Origin of the sequence: Paenibacillus sp. FSL R7-0026, from assembly GCF_038004485.1 — a bacterium.
Taxonomy (GTDB): domain Bacteria; phylum Bacillota; class Bacilli; order Paenibacillales; family Paenibacillaceae; genus Paenibacillus; species Paenibacillus xylanexedens_A.
This window is the reverse complement of the sequence record NZ_JBBORG010000001.1, coordinates 6,419,918-6,440,699: the sequence shown is the minus strand read 5'-3', so window position 1 is coordinate 6,440,699 and position 20,782 is coordinate 6,419,918. Positions and strand designations below refer to the sequence as shown.

22 protein-coding genes are annotated in these 20,782 nt (G+C 45.7%); 13 read left to right on the top strand and 9 right to left on the bottom strand.

Features of this window, described 5'->3' with window-relative positions; genetic code table 11:
- Positions 1 to 123: 123 nt before the first annotated feature.
- The gene (locus MKY44_RS28230) at positions 124 to 1,464 is read right to left on the bottom strand and encodes a glycoside hydrolase family 30 protein (RefSeq protein ID WP_341009609.1); all 1,341 of its coding nucleotides are present in this window, start codon (positions 1,462 to 1,464) and stop codon (positions 124 to 126) included.
- 312 nt (positions 1,465 to 1,776) lie between these two features.
- Positions 1,777 to 3,294, bottom strand: coding sequence for a leucine-rich repeat domain-containing protein (locus tag MKY44_RS28225; protein ID WP_341009607.1), 1,518 nt, complete (start codon positions 3,292 to 3,294; stop codon positions 1,777 to 1,779).
- 381 nt (positions 3,295 to 3,675) lie between these two features.
- Here MKY44_RS28225 and MKY44_RS28220 point away from each other — a divergent pair, with 381 nt between their 5' ends.
- The 7 genes from MKY44_RS28220 (at position 3,676) to MKY44_RS28190 (ending at position 9,745) form a co-directional block, all read left to right on the top strand.
- Entirely contained in the window at positions 3,676 to 4,566 is an 891-nt protein-coding gene (locus MKY44_RS28220) for a diacylglycerol/lipid kinase family protein (RefSeq protein ID WP_341009966.1), read from the top strand.
- A 147-nt stretch (positions 4,567 to 4,713) separates the two neighbouring features.
- On the top strand, positions 4,714 to 5,631 hold the full coding sequence (locus MKY44_RS28215) for an aldo/keto reductase (protein WP_076213731.1): 918 nt from the start codon (positions 4,714 to 4,716) through the stop codon (positions 5,629 to 5,631).
- A 272-nt stretch (positions 5,632 to 5,903) separates the two neighbouring features.
- Complete coding sequence (locus MKY44_RS28210) at positions 5,904 to 7,286, top strand: transcriptional regulator (RefSeq protein WP_341009606.1); 1,383 nt, start codon at positions 5,904 to 5,906, stop codon at positions 7,284 to 7,286.
- Positions 7,287 to 7,527: 241 nt separating this feature from the next.
- Complete coding sequence (locus MKY44_RS28205; RefSeq protein WP_017691550.1) at positions 7,528 to 7,698, top strand: aspartyl-phosphate phosphatase Spo0E family protein; 171 nt, start codon at positions 7,528 to 7,530, stop codon at positions 7,696 to 7,698.
- A gap of 99 nt (positions 7,699 to 7,797) precedes the next feature.
- Positions 7,798 to 8,178, top strand: coding sequence for a GntR family transcriptional regulator (locus MKY44_RS28200; RefSeq protein WP_036611682.1), 381 nt, complete (start codon positions 7,798 to 7,800; stop codon positions 8,176 to 8,178).
- The gene (locus MKY44_RS28195; RefSeq protein WP_341009605.1) at positions 8,175 to 9,050 is read left to right on the top strand and encodes an ABC transporter ATP-binding protein; all 876 of its coding nucleotides are present in this window, start codon (positions 8,175 to 8,177) and stop codon (positions 9,048 to 9,050) included. Before MKY44_RS28200 ends, MKY44_RS28195 begins: the two co-directional genes overlap by 4 nt.
- On the top strand, positions 9,047 to 9,745 hold the full coding sequence (locus MKY44_RS28190) for a hypothetical protein (protein ID WP_341009603.1): 699 nt from the start codon (positions 9,047 to 9,049) through the stop codon (positions 9,743 to 9,745). The genes MKY44_RS28195 and MKY44_RS28190 overlap by 4 nt, the downstream gene beginning before the upstream one ends.
- A 164-nt stretch (positions 9,746 to 9,909) precedes the next feature.
- Here the strand turns inward: MKY44_RS28190 and MKY44_RS28185 are convergent, their stop codons facing one another.
- The 3 genes from MKY44_RS28185 to MKY44_RS28175 all read right to left on the bottom strand — a co-directional run bounded on the left by MKY44_RS28185 (position 9,910) and on the right by MKY44_RS28175 (position 12,382).
- Entirely contained in the window at positions 9,910 to 10,428 is a 519-nt protein-coding gene (locus MKY44_RS28185; protein WP_341009602.1) for a hypothetical protein, read from the bottom strand.
- 50 nt (positions 10,429 to 10,478) lie between these two features.
- Positions 10,479 to 11,252 carry an isocitrate lyase/PEP mutase family protein gene (locus MKY44_RS28180; RefSeq protein WP_341009601.1) on the bottom strand — a complete coding sequence of 258 codons (774 nt, stop codon included), beginning with the start codon at positions 11,250 to 11,252 and terminating at the stop codon, positions 10,479 to 10,481.
- 77 nt (positions 11,253 to 11,329) lie between these two features.
- The gene (locus MKY44_RS28175) at positions 11,330 to 12,382 is read right to left on the bottom strand and encodes a bifunctional transcriptional activator/DNA repair enzyme AdaA (protein WP_133386327.1); all 1,053 of its coding nucleotides are present in this window, start codon (positions 12,380 to 12,382) and stop codon (positions 11,330 to 11,332) included.
- A gap of 304 nt (positions 12,383 to 12,686) precedes the next feature.
- On the opposite strand from MKY44_RS28175, the gene MKY44_RS28170 reads away from it, so the two are divergent.
- The gene (locus MKY44_RS28170; RefSeq protein ID WP_076252012.1) at positions 12,687 to 13,064 is read left to right on the top strand and encodes a LysM peptidoglycan-binding domain-containing protein; all 378 of its coding nucleotides are present in this window, start codon (positions 12,687 to 12,689) and stop codon (positions 13,062 to 13,064) included.
- 402 nt (positions 13,065 to 13,466) lie between these two features.
- Positions 13,467 to 14,045: a hypothetical protein gene (locus tag MKY44_RS28165; RefSeq protein WP_341009599.1), complete on the top strand. Its 579-nt coding sequence runs from the start codon at positions 13,467 to 13,469 to the stop codon at positions 14,043 to 14,045.
- 109 nt (positions 14,046 to 14,154) lie between these two features.
- Here the strand turns inward: MKY44_RS28165 and MKY44_RS28160 are convergent, their stop codons facing one another.
- Positions 14,155 to 15,072, bottom strand: coding sequence for a phosphatidate cytidylyltransferase (locus MKY44_RS28160; protein ID WP_076213755.1), 918 nt, complete (start codon positions 15,070 to 15,072; stop codon positions 14,155 to 14,157).
- A 96-nt stretch (positions 15,073 to 15,168) separates the two neighbouring features.
- Here MKY44_RS28160 and MKY44_RS28155 point away from each other — a divergent pair, with 96 nt between their 5' ends.
- Positions 15,169 to 15,723 (top strand): hypothetical protein, encoded by a 555-nt coding sequence (locus tag MKY44_RS28155; protein WP_076252008.1) that lies wholly within the window; start codon positions 15,169 to 15,171, stop codon positions 15,721 to 15,723.
- Between the two features lie 91 nt (positions 15,724 to 15,814).
- Here MKY44_RS28155 and MKY44_RS28150 read toward each other — a convergent pair whose 3' ends face one another.
- Entirely contained in the window at positions 15,815 to 16,282 is a 468-nt protein-coding gene (locus MKY44_RS28150) for a VOC family protein (RefSeq protein ID WP_341009597.1), read from the bottom strand.
- Between the two features lie 161 nt (positions 16,283 to 16,443).
- Here MKY44_RS28150 and MKY44_RS28145 point away from each other — a divergent pair, with 161 nt between their 5' ends.
- Positions 16,444 to 16,878: an Lrp/AsnC family transcriptional regulator gene (locus MKY44_RS28145; RefSeq protein ID WP_341009595.1), complete on the top strand. Its 435-nt coding sequence runs from the start codon at positions 16,444 to 16,446 to the stop codon at positions 16,876 to 16,878.
- 3 nt (positions 16,879 to 16,881) lie between these two features.
- Entirely contained in the window at positions 16,882 to 18,039 is a 1,158-nt protein-coding gene (locus tag MKY44_RS28140) for a glycerate kinase family protein (RefSeq protein WP_341009593.1), read from the top strand.
- Positions 18,040 to 18,174: 135 nt separating this feature from the next.
- Here the strand turns inward: MKY44_RS28140 and MKY44_RS28135 are convergent, their stop codons facing one another.
- Positions 18,175 to 19,221, bottom strand: coding sequence for a CdaR family transcriptional regulator (locus MKY44_RS28135; protein ID WP_341009591.1), 1,047 nt, complete (start codon positions 19,219 to 19,221; stop codon positions 18,175 to 18,177).
- Positions 19,222 to 19,365: 144 nt separating this feature from the next.
- Positions 19,366 to 19,719 (bottom strand): winged helix-turn-helix transcriptional regulator, encoded by a 354-nt coding sequence (locus MKY44_RS28130; RefSeq protein WP_341009590.1) that lies wholly within the window; start codon positions 19,717 to 19,719, stop codon positions 19,366 to 19,368.
- A gap of 240 nt (positions 19,720 to 19,959) precedes the next feature.
- Between MKY44_RS28130 and MKY44_RS28125 the strand changes: the two genes are divergently transcribed.
- Positions 19,960 to 20,703, top strand: a complete 744-nt coding sequence (locus MKY44_RS28125; RefSeq protein ID WP_341009588.1) for an SDR family oxidoreductase — start codon at positions 19,960 to 19,962, stop codon at positions 20,701 to 20,703.
- Positions 20,704 to 20,782: the final 79 nt, after the last annotated feature.

The window sequence follows — 20,782 nt, the reverse complement described above, 5'->3', positions numbered from 1 at the left end:
GTTCTACAGGAGTAATCATGGTGACAATAAGCATGGTCTGGCCCATAAAAAATAGCGCCGGCTCAAGGAATTCCTGAGCCCAACGCTATTGATGTCCGCGTTTTTACCGATGTGTTGGATTAGTTATTTTGGTTGGATAACCATGCTGTTGAATGAATCGGCTTCCAGCTTCATGTGTAGGGTCTGTCCTTCTTCAAGGGTTAGATACAGGTCACGACGGTCCTGGAATGGATTGTTGATGACAATAACGAGACTGTTATCCGGGTTGCGGAAAGCGACGGATTTCCCGCTCCACGCGCCAGATAGACCGACTCTTCGAGCACCAGGAACAATATGATGAGCGAAGTGTTTCATCACATAATACTCCGGGTTCCGAGTAACCTCCTTATTGTCCGGATCTACGGTGATCATGGAGTTCTGCTCCCAGCCCCATGTGCTGCGGCCTTTGGGTTCGAGAACCATGTTCCAGTAGATGTACGCGTTCACTCCGTTGCTGAAGTAATGCTGGTAGAGGTTATATACATATTTGGCGTAGTTCCATGAGTTGTTGCCATCACCGCATTCGTTCTCGGTCTGCATATAACGCAGCTCTGGATAACTTGCCGAGGTACGTTGAATGGCATTTTTGCCTGCCCATTGATACCCAACACCTTTGATATAGGAATAGGCCTTTGGATCACTCAGGACAAGCCCGGCATACTCGTCGAAGTCATTTGTTTTTTTCTTGATTAATTCCTCCCATGGGTCAGGAGCGTTGATTGTCCCCAGCCAGATTTCCGTATCCAGGCCGTGTTGGTCAAAAGCCGGGCCCAGATAATCGGCGATAAACTCACGAAGCTGCTCGCCTGTCCACATGCAAGAAGGGAATTTCTGATCTGCAATCACTTCGTTCTGCACATGCACCTGATGGATGGTAATACCCGCTTCACGGTAGGCCTGTACAAATTTCACAAAATACAGGGCGTAGGCCTCCAGAATATCTTTCTCCCAGCGCAGTGTCCCATAGTTATAGGCTTTGGGCGACTTCATCCACGTTGGCGGACTCCATGGCGAGGCGAAGAATTGCAGGTTTGGGTTATAAGTCAGAGCTTCCTTGATGTAAGGAATCAGATATTTGAAATCACGTTTGATCGAAAAATGTTCCATGGCCACGTCGCCGTCCACCTCGTTGTGGCTATACCACTGTTCTGCATAATCACTTGCGCCGATCGGCAGGCGACAGATGTTAAACTTGTGCTCACCCTCCGGATGGAAGAGAGAGTGAAATACCTCATGGCGCTGCTCCTCATTCAAGTGGGACAGAGCCATATAACCAAGCTCGTTGAAACATCCGCCAAACCCTTCCACAAGTTGGTGCTGTTCACCCGTCAGTTTTAAGTTAGCGCTTTCATTAGTCGGCACAAAAGATAGCTCTCTCCACGGGTTGTGCTGGGTTGTGGAATAACCAGTGAGCGTGAGTGTCATGTGAATTTCCTCCTCAATTGAACCTCAGTTGTCATATATATTAAGTTCAGTATAACAACTGCCGCGGTAAAAGAAGATGTGCTAAACCGTGTGAAATTTACCCTAATCCAAGATAGAGCATCAAGAGTTCGTATCCGCATAGACAGATCCTATACTGTATTATTTACTTGTGATCGGCGATGTCCATATGCCATTATCCAATGTCATAACACAACTGTCATGGCACAAAAAATCCCCGCTGATTGTTCAGACGGGGACTTGCGCTATATTTCTCATATTCTCTTATGACTGAAAATGAACGTGAGACACAACTTAAGGCTGCACACTCTCACCAAGCTGTTTATTTTCAAAAATCAGAATTGTCTTGCTGCTTCCGATGTAACCAACAGAGGTATTGAATTGCTCTGAAATGAAGCGAACTGGAACAAATGCTTTGCCATTTTTCATTAGAAGAGGAGCATCATTTATCGCAAGTGAATCATTCACGACAACTTGTTTGTTGCCCACGCTCCAGCGGATGGTCTTGTCATTCTGTGTGATCACGGCTTCGCGTGTACCGCTGTTCCAGTTCACACTGGCGTTTAACTGCTCCGAGACAAAACGCAGAGGCACATAGGTCCGGCCTTCATCGATAAAAGGTGCAGCATCCAGTGCATAAGCACGATCCCCAACATAGGCGGTGGTGGACCCTTCAATCAGACGCTGAAAGCTGCCCTGCGGCGTTCGTTTCTGCTCCCGCACATTCATCCGGTTCAGAAGCTGCATCGTATGACTGCCACTCACAACATCCAGATAATTGTTCTGCACTGTGAGTCCGGCAGGCTCAACCTCTGAGACAGAAGTCTGAACACCGGAGGATAACGAGGTAGACGCCGAGATATCCTGTATAACATTTGTCGCTGGCTGATCACGGGTAAACGTAAAACCTGCGATCGGTGTCAGATCCCACACCCGGTTGTTGGATAATTTCAACACATCCAGGCTGGAAAGCTGCCGTAAAGGTTCCAGATCATAGATCTGATTGGATTCTGCATTCAGCTCCTTCAGCCCAGTCAGTCCCTCAAGCCCCTTGAGGTGTTGTACTTGGTTACCGGAGATATCAAGTGTCCGAAGCTGTGTCATGTGCTCCAGTGGTGTCAGATCCGTGATTTGATTGCCTGCCACATTCAGATTCCGTAGTGTATTTGGCAGTTCAGCTAGTACTTCCAGCGACTGAATCTGGTTGTTTGCTACATTGAGTTGTTGAAGCCGGGTTTTATCCATGAGCGGTGTCAGATCGCTAATCGTATTGTTCGAGATCTCAAGCCACTTCAGTGCATCCGCATCCGAGAGGGCCGCAAGACTAGTGATCTGGTTACCGCTGGCGTGGAACGTATGTAATCGGTTGAACCCACGTACAACCTCTATGGATGAAATGGAATTGTTGCTGATATACAGCCTTCCCAAGTCTTTTAATTCAGCAAGTGCGTCTATGGTTGTAATGTAATTGCTGCGAACATCTATCTCGCGAAGCTGGGTTAGGTGCTCCAGCGGTGTGAGATCCTCAATCTCATTCCCATATAATCGGAGGTGAGTCAGATTGGTTGCATATTCGAGACCGGACAGGCTGTGAATACCTGCATTGCTCAGATCCACCACCTCAAGCTGCTCCAGATCCGTTGAAGTCAATGGAGCATCCAGAGGTTTGTTCAGGATTAACTTCAGTCCGTCCTCCAAAGCGGGATCTTCAATGATTCCCTCGCCCAAGTCCGTAGTTGCGTAAGCCATGGCTTGCCCCGATGCCCCGAGACTCAGGATGAATACTAGAAATAGTAGCGTCATTCTTCTCATTGCAAGCATTCCCTCCGATTTTTAGAATTATAAAATAATCCGAACAGATTGAGTTAGATAAGTATAGTATTTACACGATAACAGCGACCGGAAGGTTGTTCTGCCCACGGGAGTGTTCAGTGTGAATTGAAAAGTTTAACATATGTAGGTTCGGCTCAAAGCACATCTATAGTTATTAACCCGTCAACGGGAAAAAGGAACAAGGAATTTCGTAATGGGTATTTCACTACTTCTATTCTATATGAAACAAACCCTGCTCTGCACTCTTCAGAGACATGTTTATCAAAAAAAATAAAACATCTCCCGCAGACCCTATTCAACCCACCCTTGAAACGGGTAAAGATGAAGTAAAGATGCCAATTTGGAGGGGAAGATGTGAGTATGCGCCAAGCCATGATCATTAGTAATCCATCGTCAGGTAAGGAAGAGGCCGAGCAGTATGTGTCCCAAGTCAGAGAAATTCTGGAGTCACAGCAGTATGAGGTGGTGGTTAATGAGACGGCCGGGGAAGGTGATGCCACCAACTACTGTCTGAGCGCCTGCAAAGACGGCTGTGATCTGGTCATCTCCATCGGAGGCGACGGTACACTGCATGAGACGATTAACGGCATGATGGATCAGGATCATCGTCCCCGATTAGGCGTTATACCGCTAGGTACGGTGAATGATTTTGCACGTGCGCTGAATATCTCGCTTGACCCGGAAGAAGCCATTAGGCAGTTACGTTCGAATCAGACGCATATCGTGGATTTGGGGAAAATCAATGATCGCCTGTTTGCCAACGTTGTGGCTGCAGGTTCTTTGGCAGAAGCTCTGTTCTCCGTATCCTCGGAAGAAAAGTCGAAGTTGGGATCATTCGCATATCTCAAAGAAGGCTTGAAAGACCTGGTGAATACACCAGCCAATCATCTAACCATCGAATATGACGGACAGTTCTGGGAGGGGGAATCGCCACTTTTTCTGGCGGCGCTGACCAATTCGGTCGGGGGATTCGAGAAGTTGTCCCCGGATGCTGAGGTGGATGATGGTCTGATACATTGTTTTGTTGTTCGTAACATCAGTGTGTTCAACAGCCTCACACTAGGTACTTCCCTGTTTTTTGGCAATCTGAAAGACCATAAGGACGTGGACTATTTTACAGCCAAAGAAGTTCATATTCGCTCAGACGAAGCCATTCGCACCAATGTAGATGGGGAAGAAGGTCCTGCCCTGCCGATTCATATCCGTGTCTTGCCAAGGCATATTGAGGTCATTGTACCGGAAGAAGTATAACTTATTCTTTTGGATCTATAGGCGGGAATGAAGAACCTATCATTTCTCCATATGAAAGTAGGATAAAGCTATTGAAACCGATTGCAGATATATGTCACAATCAAAGGTAAGATACACGATAATATTCGAATATGGAGGGAAAACATCTTGAGAACGATTAAATTGGGCAGCAGTGCACTAGAAGTACCTGTAGTCGCAGTGGGCTGCATGCGGATTAATTCACTAGACGGTAAGGAAGCCGAACATTTTGTTCGTTCTGCAATGGAGGTTGGCGCGAATTTCTTTGACCATGCCGACATTTATGGTACAGGAACATGTGAGGAGATCTTCGCCGAAGCGGTACAGATGAATCCCCAAGTTCGTGAAAATATGATTCTTCAATCCAAATGCGGTATTCGCAAAGGCATGTTTGATTTCTCCAAAGAGCACATCCTAAATTCGGTGGATGGTATCCTGCAACGTCTGAAAACGGAATATCTTGACGTTCTGCTTCTGCACCGTCCAGATGCATTGGTTGAGCCGGAGGAAGTGGCTGAAGCCTTTGATCAACTGGAGCGCGAAGGTAAAGTGCGTCACTTCGGGGTATCGAACCAGAATCCGAACCAGATCGAATTGTTGAAAAAATACGTGAAACAGCCACTGGTAGCCAACCAGTTGCAGATGAGTATTACCAATACGACGATGATCGACAGTGGCATCAACGTGAACATGGAGAACGATGCCGCGGTTAACCGTGACGGTAGCATTCTTGATTACTGTCGTCTGCATGATATCACCATTCAGCCGTGGTCTCCGTTCCAGTACGGATTCTTCGAAGGTGTATTCCTGGGTAGCGATAAGTTCCCGGAATTGAATGCAAAGATTGACGAGATTGCTGCGAAGTATGACGTGAGCAATACAACGATTGCAATCGCATGGTTGCTTCGTCACCCTGCGCAGATGCAACCTGTGACAGGCACGATGAATATTGAACGTCTGCAAGACTGTGTAAAAGCAGGAGATGTTCATCTTACTCGTCCAGAGTGGTATGAAATTTACCGTGCGGCAGGCAATATACTGCCTTAAATCCAAGTTACAGTGAGCATGATGACTGCTGAGTCAGTTGAGAACACGAGCCCGTAGATGGCTCGTGTTTTTTGTCTATTTTCAGGTTTGATGTCAGGCGCGTTTCCGATATAAAATAAAGATAGGATTGTCCGTTTTATAAAAGGATTAAAATGGTTTTAATACAAATTAGTTGAAAATATTATATTGACCGATACTTTCTAATTACATATAATTACTTTTGCATACCGATAATCCCGTTTATGTTTTTTATTTTGGAGGGTGGTGTTCGTTTGGAGTCGACAACCACGATACGCGATCACTTGGAAAGTTATCTGAAGCGTGAACAGATGTCCATTAGTCATTTTTCGGAAACGTCAGGGATTAATTCGGGTACGCTCAGCAATATTTTGAATAAAAATCGGCCTATTGCCATGCAGCAGTTGGATCGTATTACTTCCGCCATGAGACTGGAAGAAGGTTACTTCTATGAGTTATACATAGATGAGTGTTTTGTACACGCGACCCCGGACTGGCGAAGACTGGGACCCTTCCTTCATCGCTGTGCCGAGTTGGACAAGTTGGATTGTATTGAAGAGGTTATTCGTCTGATGATGGATAATCTATCCTATATTCCTTTGTTATTTGATGTGGCTGAAGAATTCTTCCAAGCGGGTAAATTCAAACCAGCCATTCTTCTATATGAAAATATCGCTGAAAGCGAGAAAATGCAACATTCCGAGCGGCTTGCACTCTGTCAGTATCGACTGTTCCGGTTGGGACTGACTAATGATCAGCACCGGAATCTGATTATTGCATCTCGGTTCGAATATTATGTGGATCGGCTGGATGAACGCTACCAGTTGGATGCGCTTAACGAACTGATTAATGCTTTTGGAGCATTGCATAGATGGGACAAGGTTCAGGAGTTATCTGAAAAATTGAAAATAAAAGCGTCCATCCATTATGAGATGAATGGCCGACGGAAACAAGAAGAGACAAAAAGACCAATTGTTTTCTATATTCTATACTCCGATCTAGCTGCAGGAAGTGCCTGTTATCAATTGAAGGACTACACTGGGGCACTTAAATATGTTTCTTTATATTCGGATAATCGCTGGGTGAGGAACCCGGATAAAGATGAAATCGTAGTTATGAATCAGTTTCAAGAATGGGCTGAAGCTAATCGATATATATATCATCTAATGGGTGGACAGTTTGAGGTATTACCAGATTACCTGGCGTATATCTCGACGAAGGAAAATGAGATATTCCCAGCGCTGTGTGATATTGTAACAGCGGCTAATCGTTATGATAAGGATATTGATCATGTTCTCAAACAGTATGAATCGTACTTCACTTATCAGGAACAGAGTAACCGAATTGGCAAAGTGAGCAGACAGGTTACGGATGATCGATATTTACGACTTTTAGCAGATTTGGGTGCATATTATTTAAAGAAAGACGAATATCATTTAGGTATAGAATTTGTGCTAGATAGTTTAAAATTTTCTATTGAAATTAGCAGTGGACGAGGTATGCTTAGAGGTGTCGGACTGTTTGAGCAATACCGGGAATTTGCATCTGAGACGGCGAAACAGCAATACAAAATGATAATTAGTGAGGTGCAGAAACTCAATGAAGAGAAAGTTGGCTTTGCTGATAGCTACCTGTAGTATCGTTGTATTCATCGTAGCTCCTGTTACGGAACCTGTCCCAGGCAAGGAAATCCCGAACCCCGAAATTATGAGACCCGCTGATCATGGATTTGGAACTTAATAAAAGTAAAGAACGCTTCTGATTTAATTCAGAAGCGTTCTTTTTTTGTGTATCAAAGTGGAAGAATAAGTATGTCGTATCTCACATGCGCTTATGATTGGCATAATACACTAAAATATGACAAAAAGGAGGGATACTATGGATCGGCTGGATTTGATATCACGGATCGAAGATGCCAGACAGTTGTTATATCGCATGCATATGGAATACGGCAGTCTGCTTCATCCGGAAGTGATCCAGCAATCCGTAGTCCTCGACGGTCTTATTAATCAATACAACAGAGCCAAGGTAGGAAAGGCAATGAATTAAGTTCGCCTATTTACATTTGCGTCTTTGTATATTATAGTTAGTTACATGAGTAACTAACCGACTAACTGACTAATGAATACGTATGAAAGTTGGAAGCACATGAAATCGACTTTGGATGAATCTCAGCCTATTTTTCATCAGATTGCTACGATGATTATGGACGATATTGTGGAAGGCAGATTGAAGGTGGAAGAACAGGTTCCCTCAACCAATGAACTGTCACGCTTCTACAATATCAATCCGGCTACAGCCCGCAAAGGACTGCAGGAACTCGTGGACAAGGGGATTATATACAAACAGCGAGGTGTTGGAATGTTTGTTGCAAAGGGAGCAAGAGAAGCATTGCTCGTTGAACGGAAGCAAGATTTTTATGAAGAATACATCAAGCCTTTACTTGAAGAAGCCAGACGGATTCACATGAATGAAGACATGATCATTGATCTGATTCGCGGCAAGAAGGATAAGGAGAGTGAGTTATGATTCATATGGAGCAGGTCAACTACAGCTACCAGAAGACGCCCGTTCTGAACCAGGTTACGCTACATGAGAGTGAGCCAATCATTAGTGCGATCTGGGGAAGAAATGGAGCGGGGAAAACAACACTGATGAGGTTACTTGCAGGGCATGACCGCCCGGACAGTGGAACCGTTCAGATCATGGGTCAAGACCCCTATAATAATCTGGCTGCCCAAGAGCATCTGTGTTACATCCAGGAGAATCATCCCCTGGGGAAAAACTGGACAGTTAGTGATATGGTTCAAATGGGACAATATTTTCATCCGCAGTGGAATCAGGATTTGGCGGAACGTTTAATCGATGTGTTCGAACTACCGGCGAAGAAAAAGATCATTAAATTTTCGAAAGGCATGAAGACTGCTGCCCAGATTATATTGGGTCTTGCCAGTAATGCAAAGATAACCATTCTGGATGAACCTACCAATGGACTCGATGCTGAGAAGCGTAAATTCTTCTACAATGCGCTATTGGAAAGTTATGAAGATAACCCACGTCTGATTCTGATATCCAGCCATCATATTGAGGAGATTCAGCCTTTGTGTGAGTCCCTTATCGTTTTGCAAGCCGGAGAGGTGTTGTTAAATCAATCGATGGAAGAGATGCGTGAAAAAGGGGTTCTTCTAACAGGGGGAATTGACGATATCAACCGAGTCACAGCAGGTGTTAAAGTTATAGAGTCTTCCCAGATGGGATCGACTGTGAAAGTGATGATTGATGAGCCCTACTCGAAAATGTGGAAGGATATCGCTCATTCACAGGGGCTTTCCATTGAGAAAGCGACATTACAAGATTATTTGGTTAACAGAACCCGTAATCAAGAGGGGGTTAAACCATGAACGCAGTAAAAGGTACGAACCGACTGATTCGCGATGATATGCGTTTGTTTCTGACCATATTTTCATCCATCGCTCTAATGCTCACCGTTGTATATTTGGCCATTGGCTTCATATTTGATGTCTCGTATGCTACGCAACTGTTTGGTCCCATGTACGGAGGGATATGTGCGTTTGCAATCGGGGGAATTATTACACTGTTTCCGGTTGCGATCGGTATGGGAAGTACACGAATTCAATTCATGAAATCCTTCTATATGAACTCGGTATGGATGGTTGCAGGCACCATGGTCATTCTGCATGTGGCGTATTTCCTCATACACCTGCTTCAGGAAAAAGGAATTGTTAACGTAACCCTTTATCAACCAGGCATGTTGTATTCAAGCGATTATCATTTCTTATCCTACCTATGGATCGATCTGATGTGCGGCTTTCTTGTACTGGGAATCTCTGTCTTCCCAACGGTTTGTTGGATGCGATTGGGGATGCGTAACTTCTTCATTATGTTCTTTGGGGTAGGCCTAATGATCACTCTGATCGTTGTCTTCGCAGATTTTGGGGAGTGGATGAAGTGGTTTGCGAGTGTGAATATGATGACATTGTTTACCGTTCTGGGGTGTATTGGTGGTGCGCTACTTCTGTCTACGTACCCGATGATGAAGAATGCACCGCTTACCATGAAATCCAAAAAAGACTGACAGGAAACAGTTATAAAGGAACTGGGCAAGGAATCTAAGCGAAACTTCCTGTAAATCTGAAAAACACGAGTGCGAACACGCCTCGTGTTTTTTGTATCATCCTAAATCATTGAATTTACCTATTCAACAATCTTTATACGCAGTTCCAAATGAAGGTGCATCCCTTAAGCCTGAGCCTGCGGTTTGAATCCTTCGTCTTTGAGATACTCGCCAGCTTCGCTACGCGTTTCAAAAGCCATATCCAGATTATCACCGGAATACACATACCACATGTCATCTTCGTATTTTAAAGTCAGCGTATGTCCATCTTCATCGATCCACGTTCCGCCACCCGTAGAGGTTGTAGACAATGCAGGAGCAGCAGCTTTTACTTGTTCTGGTTCTTTAAATTCAACTGCGTTGGGATTGTGAGACATCGCTTGGATCGTTTCATCTAACAAGGTGCGCAGATCTGTTTCGGAGTAATCACGAATATTGACGAATCCTTTAGCATCGGTCTCATAGTTAGGCAGTAGCCCTGCATAGATATAACCGTTTCCGTTAGGATGAATATGGAGAGCAACAATTTTTTTATCATACGCACTATCCTCGTAGTGGAAATTAACACGACCGAGAGAAACATCTTTGCGTTGCAGTTGGGGATACGATTGTAGCACTTCTAGCTTTTGTTCCACGTTAAGCATAATTGCCTCCTGTAAATGTTCAATAGAGGTGATTATAACATGCCCTCCTGTTAATTTCCCGACAAAATGTTTCTCCCCAGTTCTTTTAGGTGTTCCATAACTTGCAGATAGGGATATGGTCCATAGCTTACACGTGCTACACCCAGTGTGGCAAGCTGTTTTGGTGAAGGCTCAGGAGACGTAACCATAACGTTAATTGGCAGCGGTGAACGCTCACACAATTCCTGAATCAGTTGGTGATCCTGCAAACCGGGTACAAACAGACCACTGGCTCCTGCATCTGCATAATGGCTCGAACGTATAAGTGCTTCCTCCAGGAGAGAGTGGTTATGGTGTTCAGGTGCATGTTGCAGAAAAATATCTGTGCGGGCGTTAATGAACAACGGTATGCCTGCCTGCTCCGCAGCTTCCCGGGCGGCGGACAATCTCGGGCATTGCTCCTCCACAGTGTACAATCCCAAGCCAGCGGGAAGTTGATCTTCAATGTTGATTCCTACAGCACCATGATCGATGACTTGCAGGATATTTTGCTTCACTTCTGACACAGACCTCCCATACCCTCCCTCTATATCGATCGTTACAGGCAGATCCACGCTCGCTGTAATCCGTGCGAGATTGGCAAGCACCAGATGGAATGGCAGGGCTTCACCATCGCGTTCACCGTGGGCCGCAGCAACGGACCAGCTTCCTGTAGCAATGGCCGTTGCTCCAGCGGATTGGATGGCTTGTGCGCTTCCGGCATCCCACACATTGACCAGAACAAGTGGTTTTCCTTTCACATGGTATTGTTGGAACAACGCTGCTTTTTCTTCTAAGGTACTCATATTATGTTGACTCTCCTTTGTTATATCATGCATTCCTTTGGACATTTGATACGTACTTCATTACTTCATTCTGTTTTTCAGCTACCCTGTTTTTGTTTCTCGTGAGTCAACAGCCAGTTTTTACGAGTTAATCCCCCGCCGTATCCACCCAGTTCGCCACTGGCATTAATTACACGGTGACATGGAATCACAATCGCAAGCTGATTGGCTCCATTCGCCTGTGCCACGGCTCGGCAAGCAGTCGGTTTTCCCAGTGCATTTGCAATCTCTTGATATGACCTCGTTTCACCAGCCGGAATGGCCAGCAACTCGTCCCACACACGCTTTTGGAATGGTGTTCCTAAACAGAACAACGGTGTGTCGAATGCTGTCCGAATACCTTGAAAGTACTCGTTTAGTTCACGCTCAATGGACTGGATGGGAGCTGTAGTGCCGGGTACAATCGCTGATTTGGTTCGTTTGCGCAGACGCTCAACTTCGCGCTCCAGACCTCTGCGGTCCACAAATTCCAGTAAATATAGAGACTCCTCATCTGCAATGGCCATCATCGGGCCGAGGCGGGTGTCAATCCAGGACGCTTTTAGGATATGTCCTTCATCGACTTGTGTAGGGGCAGCACCCATGATCCGTGAAAAGGCATCGCGGAAACCGCTGCTTGACTCATATCCGGTAGATAATTGGCTATCAATCACGGTGCGACCGGAGCGAATATTCTTCAGGGCAAGACCCATGCGTCGGGCGCGAGCATATTCAACAAAGGTCATGCCGAACCGCTTCTTGAACTGACGGCGCGCCGTGGATTCATCGATGGAGAGGGCCTTGAAATCCTGTCCTTTCCAGCGTTTCTCCGGATTTTTCTCCACAGCTTCCACTAATATGCGAACGACATCGGATACTTGGTTGGGGTGAGAGAGCGGGCGACAGCGCTGGCAAGGGCGATAAGAGGCCAGAAGTGCCTGTTGAGCCGTCTCATAGAATTCGCAGTTTTCGAATTTTGGCTTTCGCGCAGGGCATGTGGGACGACAGAACACACCTGTGGTTCGGACTCCAACATAGAATAAACCCTCGTATTCCGAATCCTTGGCCACAAGCGCCTCGTAATATTGTTCCTTCAGATCAGCAGAAATCATGGGGGCACGTCCTTACTCATTAGAATCTTTATCTATACCTATTATAGAAAAACGTTGCAACAAGCATCGCCGAAAATCAGGCATGAATATTGGATAGATTAATTCGGATATCACATTGAAATTCGGTTGTTCAGAATTTGTTTAGAGTAAACTAGTAGTATAGACCTATCAGGTTAGGGAGACTTAGGTAAAGATACCTATATAGTGAAAAAGTGAGTTATTGATCATTCATTGTTATAGGAAAAATACATAGGTAAACATGAAATTAAAGATTAGCGGAATGAAAGTCTGGAGGTCGGCTAGAATGAGATATTCTACGTACAAAAGTATTTATGAATCCGTTTATACCAAAACGTCCGAGTCCCGCACCATGTATGTTAAAGATCAATTCATGCAGCGTGTGAAGACGCCAACCTGGCTAATGAAAATCGTCACTATAACTCTAATTATAATCATAGGGTGTAGTGCTGTATTCACTGCATTTGCCGGGGATGAGCAATTGTTGTCGGGGGACCAGATCGTTGTATCTCAGGGAGATACACTGTGGGGCATTTCATTGGCACATAAACCTCAGCAGATGGACACTCGTGTGTATGTAGAAGCAATCAAGAAAGTGAACAAAATTGAGCACAACGCCATTCAGATTGGACAAGTGTTGGTCTTGCCTGGGTTTGATCGATAAAATAAACGGTGCATGACGTCATGAACAGAGTTTTTTTTTATTCATCGAGGTGCAGTACATACTGAATTTATTAATCATTTACATATAATGGAGCTTCATGTGGGACGATATGGTGTAGTGATTAGTAAGTGGTGTGCTATATAAGTTGAACTAAAGAATATTTACACTGACACTACGATGACAGAATAACCTTCCAATCGCTGTTATTCCCAGATTTTTTGATTCCCTTTTCTTAAAGGGAAAATCCGGGGATAGCGTATGCTTCCGATGCAGCTTTCTTTCAGAAAGCTTTTAGCGAACGCTTCGCTTTTTCAGGTTTTTTCTGTCCTCTCCGTTATCGTGTAAATGATTAGTTCAACTGATATAGATATATGTGCTGTAAATGGATGAAGGGAGAATTAGATGATGAAAATAAATATAAAGAAATCTGCACTTTGCATGTCTGTGCTCTGTATTTCGCTATTTGTCAGTGCCTGTGGTGCCAAGAATAATAACGAATCGGTTCAGGAGCACGCCTATCCGCAATCGAAGCAACCCGTAGAGGAAGCTGGAGAAAACTCTGTTCCGAATGCGGATGCGAAGAATAACAATGACCAAGGCAGTGCCAGTGGTGATGAGGGCAAGCCTACGGCTCAATCTGAATCCACTGAACCGTCTGAGCAGATTGATATTGTCATTGACCAGTCGGAGAAACCGAGCGAGGGTAACAGCTTTGATTTTGGAATTAAACAGGTGCCGAAGGGGTATACACTAACGGAGATGCGATGGACGTCTAACACGGTGACGATTGTGAATTCGCTACAGGAAGCCATTGAACATGGTGGAAATGGAGAAGATGGCTTCTACTTTAGCGGCAATGGACAGTTTTCCGGCTTTATCTATTCGGATGAGATGAAGGGCGAGCGGGGCAAAGCGACATTTGTCTTCACGAATGATGAGGGGAACGAAATCATGTCCGAAAAAGAAATTACGTTGAAGTAGCGCAGGCATATCATGAAGGCTCCGTCTAGAGCCTGTTGAACAGGAAAAGCAGCCACTTGGGCTGCTTTTTTTGACATACATAATTACAAGATCGCCGATCTATCTGTTGCTACATAAAGTCAAAGAAATAACGGACCACGTGGAACATAACCGGAGAGGTGTAGGTCAGGCTGTCGACCCGGCTCAAGTAGCTTTTTTTGAGTGAATCGAACTTGTTGTCATCCCCAATTAACAGATCGCGCTTCAGTACAGACACCGTCAGACTGCCGAAGAATCCGGCCAGACTGATCAACACCCCGATGAATAGCGAGAATTTCCAATCAAATGGCGTCAGGTAGGGATGGATGAAATAAGACGTAGCTGTCGTTACAATAAATGCACACGCGAACCCTTCCCAGGTGACAAAAGGATTGGCGGTAGGCACCACTTTTCGTTTGCCCAGATAGAGAGAGACCAGATAGTGCACCACATCATTAAGCTGTGTTAACACGACCAGGAACAGCACAAGCTTGGAGCCGTACTCCGGTGTGGCAAATGGAAAATAGGCCAGGTGGCTCAGCCCAAACACCATCAGCATTAGTCCCCATTGTGTGGAGCTGACACTGCGCAGGAACCCGACCGTACCTTTATTAATCAGGCGTGGCAAGGGCAGCACCAGGAACACATATAGTGGAATAAACACGATAAACATGCCATACCATCCAATATAAATCCAGTAGAACTGAACCGGAATTGCCAGATACGCCCACAGGAACAGCCTGCGGTCGGCTTTACGTGTACTGCGAATCATGGAGAAGTATTCTTTGAGTGAGAAGAACGCAAGTACCATGAGGGAGATCAGGGACACGATGGGATTGAAGAGGGTAGCGAGGCAGAAGATTACAAACATACCCCACCAGGTTTTGATTTTTTGGCCGATGCCTGAATAGTCTTTGCTTGGCTGAAGCTTTGCAATAATTTTGTACACGATATGTATCACAAGTAAAGCTGTGAAGATTAACGTTAGTGTAAAGAGTGAACTGCTCACGTACCGATCACCTGCTTATTCAAAGTAAGATTCCATTATAGGGTACCTATGTTATTATGAAGGAATAGTGCCAACTTGATAAGGGGAAATTTTGCTATGACAGATGAACGCTCCATCTATATCCTGCTTACGAATACAGGAACGCTGTTTACCAAGGTTATTCAAAGCTATACCCGAGCGCCATATAATCACGCATCGATCTCATTTGACCGGGAGTTAACCGAGCTGTACAGCTTCGGCCGCAAGCATCCGAGCAATCCGCTGAATGGCGGGTTTGTGAAGGAAAATATTCAGACAGGTACATACAGCAAGTATCCCAATACCACATGTGTCATATACAAGCTTCAGGTGACGGATCGGGAAGTGGAAAAGATGAAACGTGTGCTGCACATCTTCATCCGCAGCCGCCAGAAATATATGTACAATCTGCTCGGCGTGATTGGCATTACACTCAAGGAACCGGTGGAGTTCAGCAACTCCTACTTCTGCTCCCAATTTGTAGCCGAGATTCTACAGCGTTCGGGAATCAAACTGTGGAACAAGCTGCCTGCGCTGGTGACACCGGATGATTTTCGCCAGAGTGAACGATTGCAACTGGTTTATGAAGGGAAATTAAGCGAGTATACGCTGGGGAATGCAGAGCAAGAGTAGGGTAGGTGTGTGTGCTGATGCTTGCCAAGGAAATCGAACCATGAAATAGCCTGCTGCCACGAATGACGAGGCAACAGGCTGTTTGTGTACTTCATATAGATGATGGTGAGGATGAGGATCGGTCAAAATCAACCTCTTCAAGGAATTCGATCACTTCACCATTCGGACTGTGGACGAGCGCATTTCTAACCCGAAGTGCAGGTTCGCCAAGCGATATCCAATCCGGTTCAACGTAGGCCTTGGCTCCATGGGCGAGCGCTCGCTGATAGATGTCTTCTACATCATGCACGTAAAAGGCGAGATGTAACAGTGCGCCGTGCCGGACCGCTTCAGGAGAGGTGGCAGGTTCACCCTCGGCGGGAATGACGGCTTTTGGGTCAAATACCTCAATACAGGTGCGCTGATCCGGAGAGATCAGCATACATGCCTCGGTAATGCGAAAGGAAGGCAAACTCCAAGAGTGACCGACCTTGAATCCCAGTACTTTTGTATAAAACGCCAGAGTATCTTCGTAGTTACGAGCCTGAATGGCTACATGTGCAAGTCCAATAACACTCACAGTTCATCGCTCCTTTTTCAGATTGTATTCTAAATTATAGGCTTGATATCGCATTGGAACCATGCAATATCAAAGGATATAATGAGATAAAATCTAACTATTTTTAGCTAATTTATTAGAAAAACCTTATTAAATTAGGCGACGACTCGGAGGTCTTACGAATGGAACATATAATAGATGAGATCGATCAGCAGATCATGCGCTTGCTGCAACATCATGCACGTATCCCCGTTGCACAGATAAGCAAAGAAATTAACATGTCCCAACCTTCGGTTAAGGAAAGAATTCTGAAACTGGAGGAGAGAGGTGTAATAACGGGCTATTCGACCATCTATAATCTGGCCCAATTAAACCGTGGAACCACAACGTTTATTTTGCTCAAAACAGAGCATTGCGACGAGTTAGTCCAGTTCTGTGAACAGGCCATCGAAGTCACGGATGTCTATCGGATTAGCGGTGAGTATAACTATCTGATCAAGGTACAGACGGCGTCCATTGAAGAACTTGCCGAATTTCAGGATTCACTTGTGAAGCTGGGACCCTCCAAATCCCATATCAGCATGAAAAATATTATGGTAAACCGTGTTCTCCTTTAAGATATGAGAGAGACTAGAGAGAAGACATTTGTTCTGGCACCGGATTCGTTTAAAGAAAGCATGACAGCGAAAGAAGTATGTATCGCGATGGAAAAAGGTTTGCGTAAAATATATCCAACGGCAGGTTATATTCATGTACCCATGGCGGATGGTGGGGAAGGCACGGTACAGTCCCTTGTGGATGCTTCGGGCGGTTCCCTTCACCAGCAAGAGGTGAGCGGACCATTAGGTCAGACAGTGACTGCCCAGTATGGCATTCTGGGTGACGGAACAACGGCGGCCATCGAGATGGCATCGGCCAGTGGCATACATCTGGTAACCAAAGAAACCCGAGATCCGCTACGGACGACAACCTATGGAACAGGAGAGTTGATTCGAGCGTGTCTGGACCTTGGCATACGCAAAATCATCATCGGCATTGGTGGCAGTGCGACTAATGATGGTGGTGCAGGCATGGCTGAAGCACTTGGTGTGAAGTTTATGGATGCACAGGGTCAGCCGCTTGCGCGTGGTGGCGGGGCTCTGGATCAACTGGCTCAGATTGATGTATCCGGTCTGGATGAGCGTTTGCAGGAAGTGGAGTTCATTGTGGCCTGTGATGTGACCAATCCGCTCTGTGGGGAGCATGGTGCATCAAGGGTGTTTGGTCCACAAAAAGGGGCTACCCCAGAGATAGTTGAGCAGCTGGATGCGAACCTGTCCCATTATGCAGATGTCGTAAAGCAGCAGCTGCAAAAAGACATCCGTGATATACCCGGTGCCGGAGCGGCAGGCGGATTGGGCGCGGGACTCTTGATTTATACACAAGCTGTACTACGTAAAGGAATTGAAATTGTCATTGAATATACTGAGTTGCGTGAAAAATTAATTGCTGCGGATGTCGTATTTACGGGCGAAGGCGGTATCGACTTTCAAACGAAATTTGGCAAGACCCCCTATGGCGTTGCTCGGGCAGCCAAGGAAGCGGGTAAACCTGTAATTGCCATTGCAGGTTGTGTGGGCGAAGGAATCGACACCCTGTACGGGGAAGGCATTGATGCCATATTTGGTATTGTGCCCGGGTCAGCAGATCTGGAGCGGTTATTGCAAGAAGGCGCTGAGAATGTGGAGCGTACAACCGAGAATATTGCCAGGGTGTTGAAACTGGGTCTACTATCTTAGATCAGTGACGATCGGGATTGTACGGGGAGTTACGTGATCGTATTGGAATGCGATGTAAAAAAGACGGGATACGGATATGCCTGAAATCAGGTGATCTGTGTCTCGTCTTTTGCTATTCTCGAAGCTGTTCTGACGCTATTGGTAGAACGCGAGTAGTCCATGTGTAAGTTCAATGAGTTCCAGCAAATTACGGGGATCTTTGCCCGTAAGGGTCTGTATGCGTTTGAGCCGATATTGAAGGGTATTGCGGTGAATATTGAGATGGTCTGCTGTCGTGGTCATACTGCCGTTATGTTGGATAAAACTGCGGAGTGTATCCAGCAGGTTAGCTGTATCCTCAAGTTTGCTGATGATATTGGCATGAGGTGTTAGATCAGCCGCGCTGAATCGTACCAGAAAGGGTACATCCTCATACCGAATGATCGGCGAGTCTGGTTGAAGTGCCACCATAATGTTCATCACGGACCGGGCCTGTTCGTAACTGGTGGCGATATTCGCTTCTTTTTGGCTGACTGCGATGAATGCTGTGGGTGTGATCTGTCTCAAACGCTGGATTATCCTATCAACGTCTGCTTCATTCTGGATCAGAATAATCTGATCATCACCATCACCTTCAATAGAGAATGAAGGGACTTGGAGCAATATGCGGTTAACCTCCGTCTCAGCGGCCAAGGAGTTTTTGGGGAGACGGACATATAGAAGAATGGTTGGCAATTGCAGATCAATACGGTATTGCAGGGCTTCCTTTTTGACCTTTTGTGAGTATGAACCCGGCTGATTGAGCAGTCGTTCGATAAAGGCTTTTTTACGTGAAGCTTCATGAGCCATACTTTCCATTTGATTACGCTGTTCGATTAAGAGAGATACGGTAGTACGCACGATGTTGCAGAAAGGCCGAACTTCATCCGGATGACCGGATATGCCAATGACTCCGACATGCTGCTGATTGATTAGAATCGGTTCGTTGGTGCCCATCTTCTCAAGTATGCCATCCTGCCAAACCTCGATCATGCTTCCTGTTGTTAATGCGCGGACAGCGCCCTGATGAACTGTGCCCACACGTTCCTTCTGACCACTTCCAATAATAATGCCATGCTCATTCATGATGTTGATGTTGTATGGAATGTCTTGCATCATTTTATCTACGATATCCTGTGCCTGTTTTTCCGAAAGCTGCAACAACGAAGCTCCTCCCCTTCCATCTCATCGTGCTAAATGCGCATCTTCTCTGATGATGATTCCGCCCGATACCATATTGTGCATCTGAACGAAATTATAGAGGAATGGTAAGGCTTACACAAACACGACAGTTCGAATTGAAGGTGTTCATGTATCCATAGTGGTACCTTGTGTACTGTTCAAATAGTTCAGATGTGCTTTGCCCCAACCACACATGCCGTCCAACAACGTACCAATGGTCTGACCGTGTTCGGACAGGCTGTATTCCACCTTGGGTGGGACATCCCCATAGAGTGTACGCACAATAATTCGATCCTGCTCCAGCTCGCGTAGTTGTTTTGTTAACGTGCCTTGGGCTACATCAGGAATCATGCGTCGCAGTTCACCGAATCGCTTCGTACCTTCCTTTAATAAAATAAACAAGATAAGGGGTTTCCATTTTCCATTAATGGTCTCCAACGTTGTCAGTACTCCCTGTAACCTTGGTTCTTGTAAATCCATAGTAATCACCTCGTTTTATACGTCTATGTGTATCTCCATCATATCGGATTTTCGCAATCTCTGCTTGACCACCTCTGTGAAAAGAAGGGAGAAACCGTTGTGATTCGGTATCAATAGTACGAATATTCGTACTAGGTACGATGTAAATGCGTACTATTCAACCTTCTTCATTTCATGAATAATGAACACAACGTGAGCGAACATGCACATACATAACCGCAGATGAGAGGATGATCATAGATGAGTCACTATACATTGGAGAATAAACGGGTCGTTGTTATCGGAGGAAGCTCAGGTATCGGACTGGCTACGGCAATTCAGGCAGCAGAGGCAGGTGCAGATGTGATTATTGCAGGCAGATCGGCGTCCAGACTGGAGGAAGCGAGGGAACAGATCACAAAGGTTGGAGGCAAAGGCGCTTCTGGAGAAACGCTGGTGTACGTTCATGTATTGGATAATCAGGATGAACAGCAGCTCGAAGCATTTTTTGCCCGAATCGGCATGTTCGATCATCTCTTCACCCCAGGAGCAGCCTACACTCGAGGCCCACTGACTTCGGATCGGGAGACGGCAGAGAGTTGTTTCAAAGGCAAGTTCTGGCCTCAATACTTTGCGGCTAAATATGCAGCGCCGTATCTTTCGGCTTCCGGCTCAATCACGTTAATGTCTGGTGGATTCAGCCAGCGACCACTGGATGGCGGTGCCTCCTACGCCGCATGTAACGGTGCAATCGAGAGTCTGGGTAAAGCGCTCGCGGTGGAACTGGCATCGGTTCGTGTAAATGTCGTATCCCCTGGCACCATCTGGCGGGAGGGGCAAGAAGGGTCGCCGCGTGGTGATCATTTTAAAGATTATGAGAAGCTGTCTCTGCTTAAGCGGGTTGGCTACAATGAAGAAATTGCACATACAGTTACGTATCTGATGACCAATACATTCACGACTGGCAGCACCTTGTATGTGGATGGCGGGTACACCTTGATTTAAGAGCCTGAGTTATATAGGTCTAAAAGAATACTTTTTAAAAATAAAATGATGAAATATGGCGAAAAAAATTGAGATCCAC

Excerpts from the sequence above, each read along its gene's own strand:
- MKY44_RS28230 (WP_341009609.1), bottom strand. The coding sequence starts at position 1,464 with ATGACACTCACGCTCACTGGTTATTCCACAACCCAGCACAACCCGTGG.
- MKY44_RS28225 (WP_341009607.1), bottom strand. The coding sequence starts at position 3,294 with ATGAGAAGAATGACGCTACTATTTCTAGTATTCATCCTGAGTCTCGGG.
- MKY44_RS28220 (WP_341009966.1), top strand. The coding sequence starts at position 3,676 with ATGCGCCAAGCCATGATCATTAGTAATCCATCGTCAGGTAAGGAAGAG.
- MKY44_RS28205 (WP_017691550.1), top strand. The coding sequence starts at position 7,528 with ATGGATCGGCTGGATTTGATATCACGGATCGAAGATGCCAGACAGTTG.
- MKY44_RS28200 (WP_036611682.1), top strand. The coding sequence starts at position 7,798 with ATGAAATCGACTTTGGATGAATCTCAGCCTATTTTTCATCAGATTGCT.
- MKY44_RS28195 (WP_341009605.1), top strand. The coding sequence starts at position 8,175 with ATGATTCATATGGAGCAGGTCAACTACAGCTACCAGAAGACGCCCGTT.
- MKY44_RS28190 (WP_341009603.1), top strand. The coding sequence starts at position 9,047 with ATGAACGCAGTAAAAGGTACGAACCGACTGATTCGCGATGATATGCGT.
- MKY44_RS28185 (WP_341009602.1), bottom strand. The coding sequence starts at position 10,428 with ATGCTTAACGTGGAACAAAAGCTAGAAGTGCTACAATCGTATCCCCAA.
- MKY44_RS28180 (WP_341009601.1), bottom strand. The coding sequence starts at position 11,252 with ATGAGTACCTTAGAAGAAAAAGCAGCGTTGTTCCAACAATACCATGTG.
- MKY44_RS28175 (WP_133386327.1), bottom strand. The coding sequence starts at position 12,382 with ATGATTTCTGCTGATCTGAAGGAACAATATTACGAGGCGCTTGTGGCC.
- MKY44_RS28170 (WP_076252012.1), top strand. The coding sequence starts at position 12,687 with ATGAGATATTCTACGTACAAAAGTATTTATGAATCCGTTTATACCAAA.
- MKY44_RS28165 (WP_341009599.1), top strand. The coding sequence starts at position 13,467 with ATGATGAAAATAAATATAAAGAAATCTGCACTTTGCATGTCTGTGCTC.
- MKY44_RS28155 (WP_076252008.1), top strand. The coding sequence starts at position 15,169 with ATGACAGATGAACGCTCCATCTATATCCTGCTTACGAATACAGGAACG.
- MKY44_RS28145 (WP_341009595.1), top strand. The coding sequence starts at position 16,444 with ATGGAACATATAATAGATGAGATCGATCAGCAGATCATGCGCTTGCTG.
- MKY44_RS28140 (WP_341009593.1), top strand. The coding sequence starts at position 16,882 with ATGAGAGAGACTAGAGAGAAGACATTTGTTCTGGCACCGGATTCGTTT.
- MKY44_RS28130 (WP_341009590.1), bottom strand. The coding sequence starts at position 19,719 with ATGGATTTACAAGAACCAAGGTTACAGGGAGTACTGACAACGTTGGAG.
- MKY44_RS28125 (WP_341009588.1), top strand. The coding sequence starts at position 19,960 with ATGAGTCACTATACATTGGAGAATAAACGGGTCGTTGTTATCGGAGGA.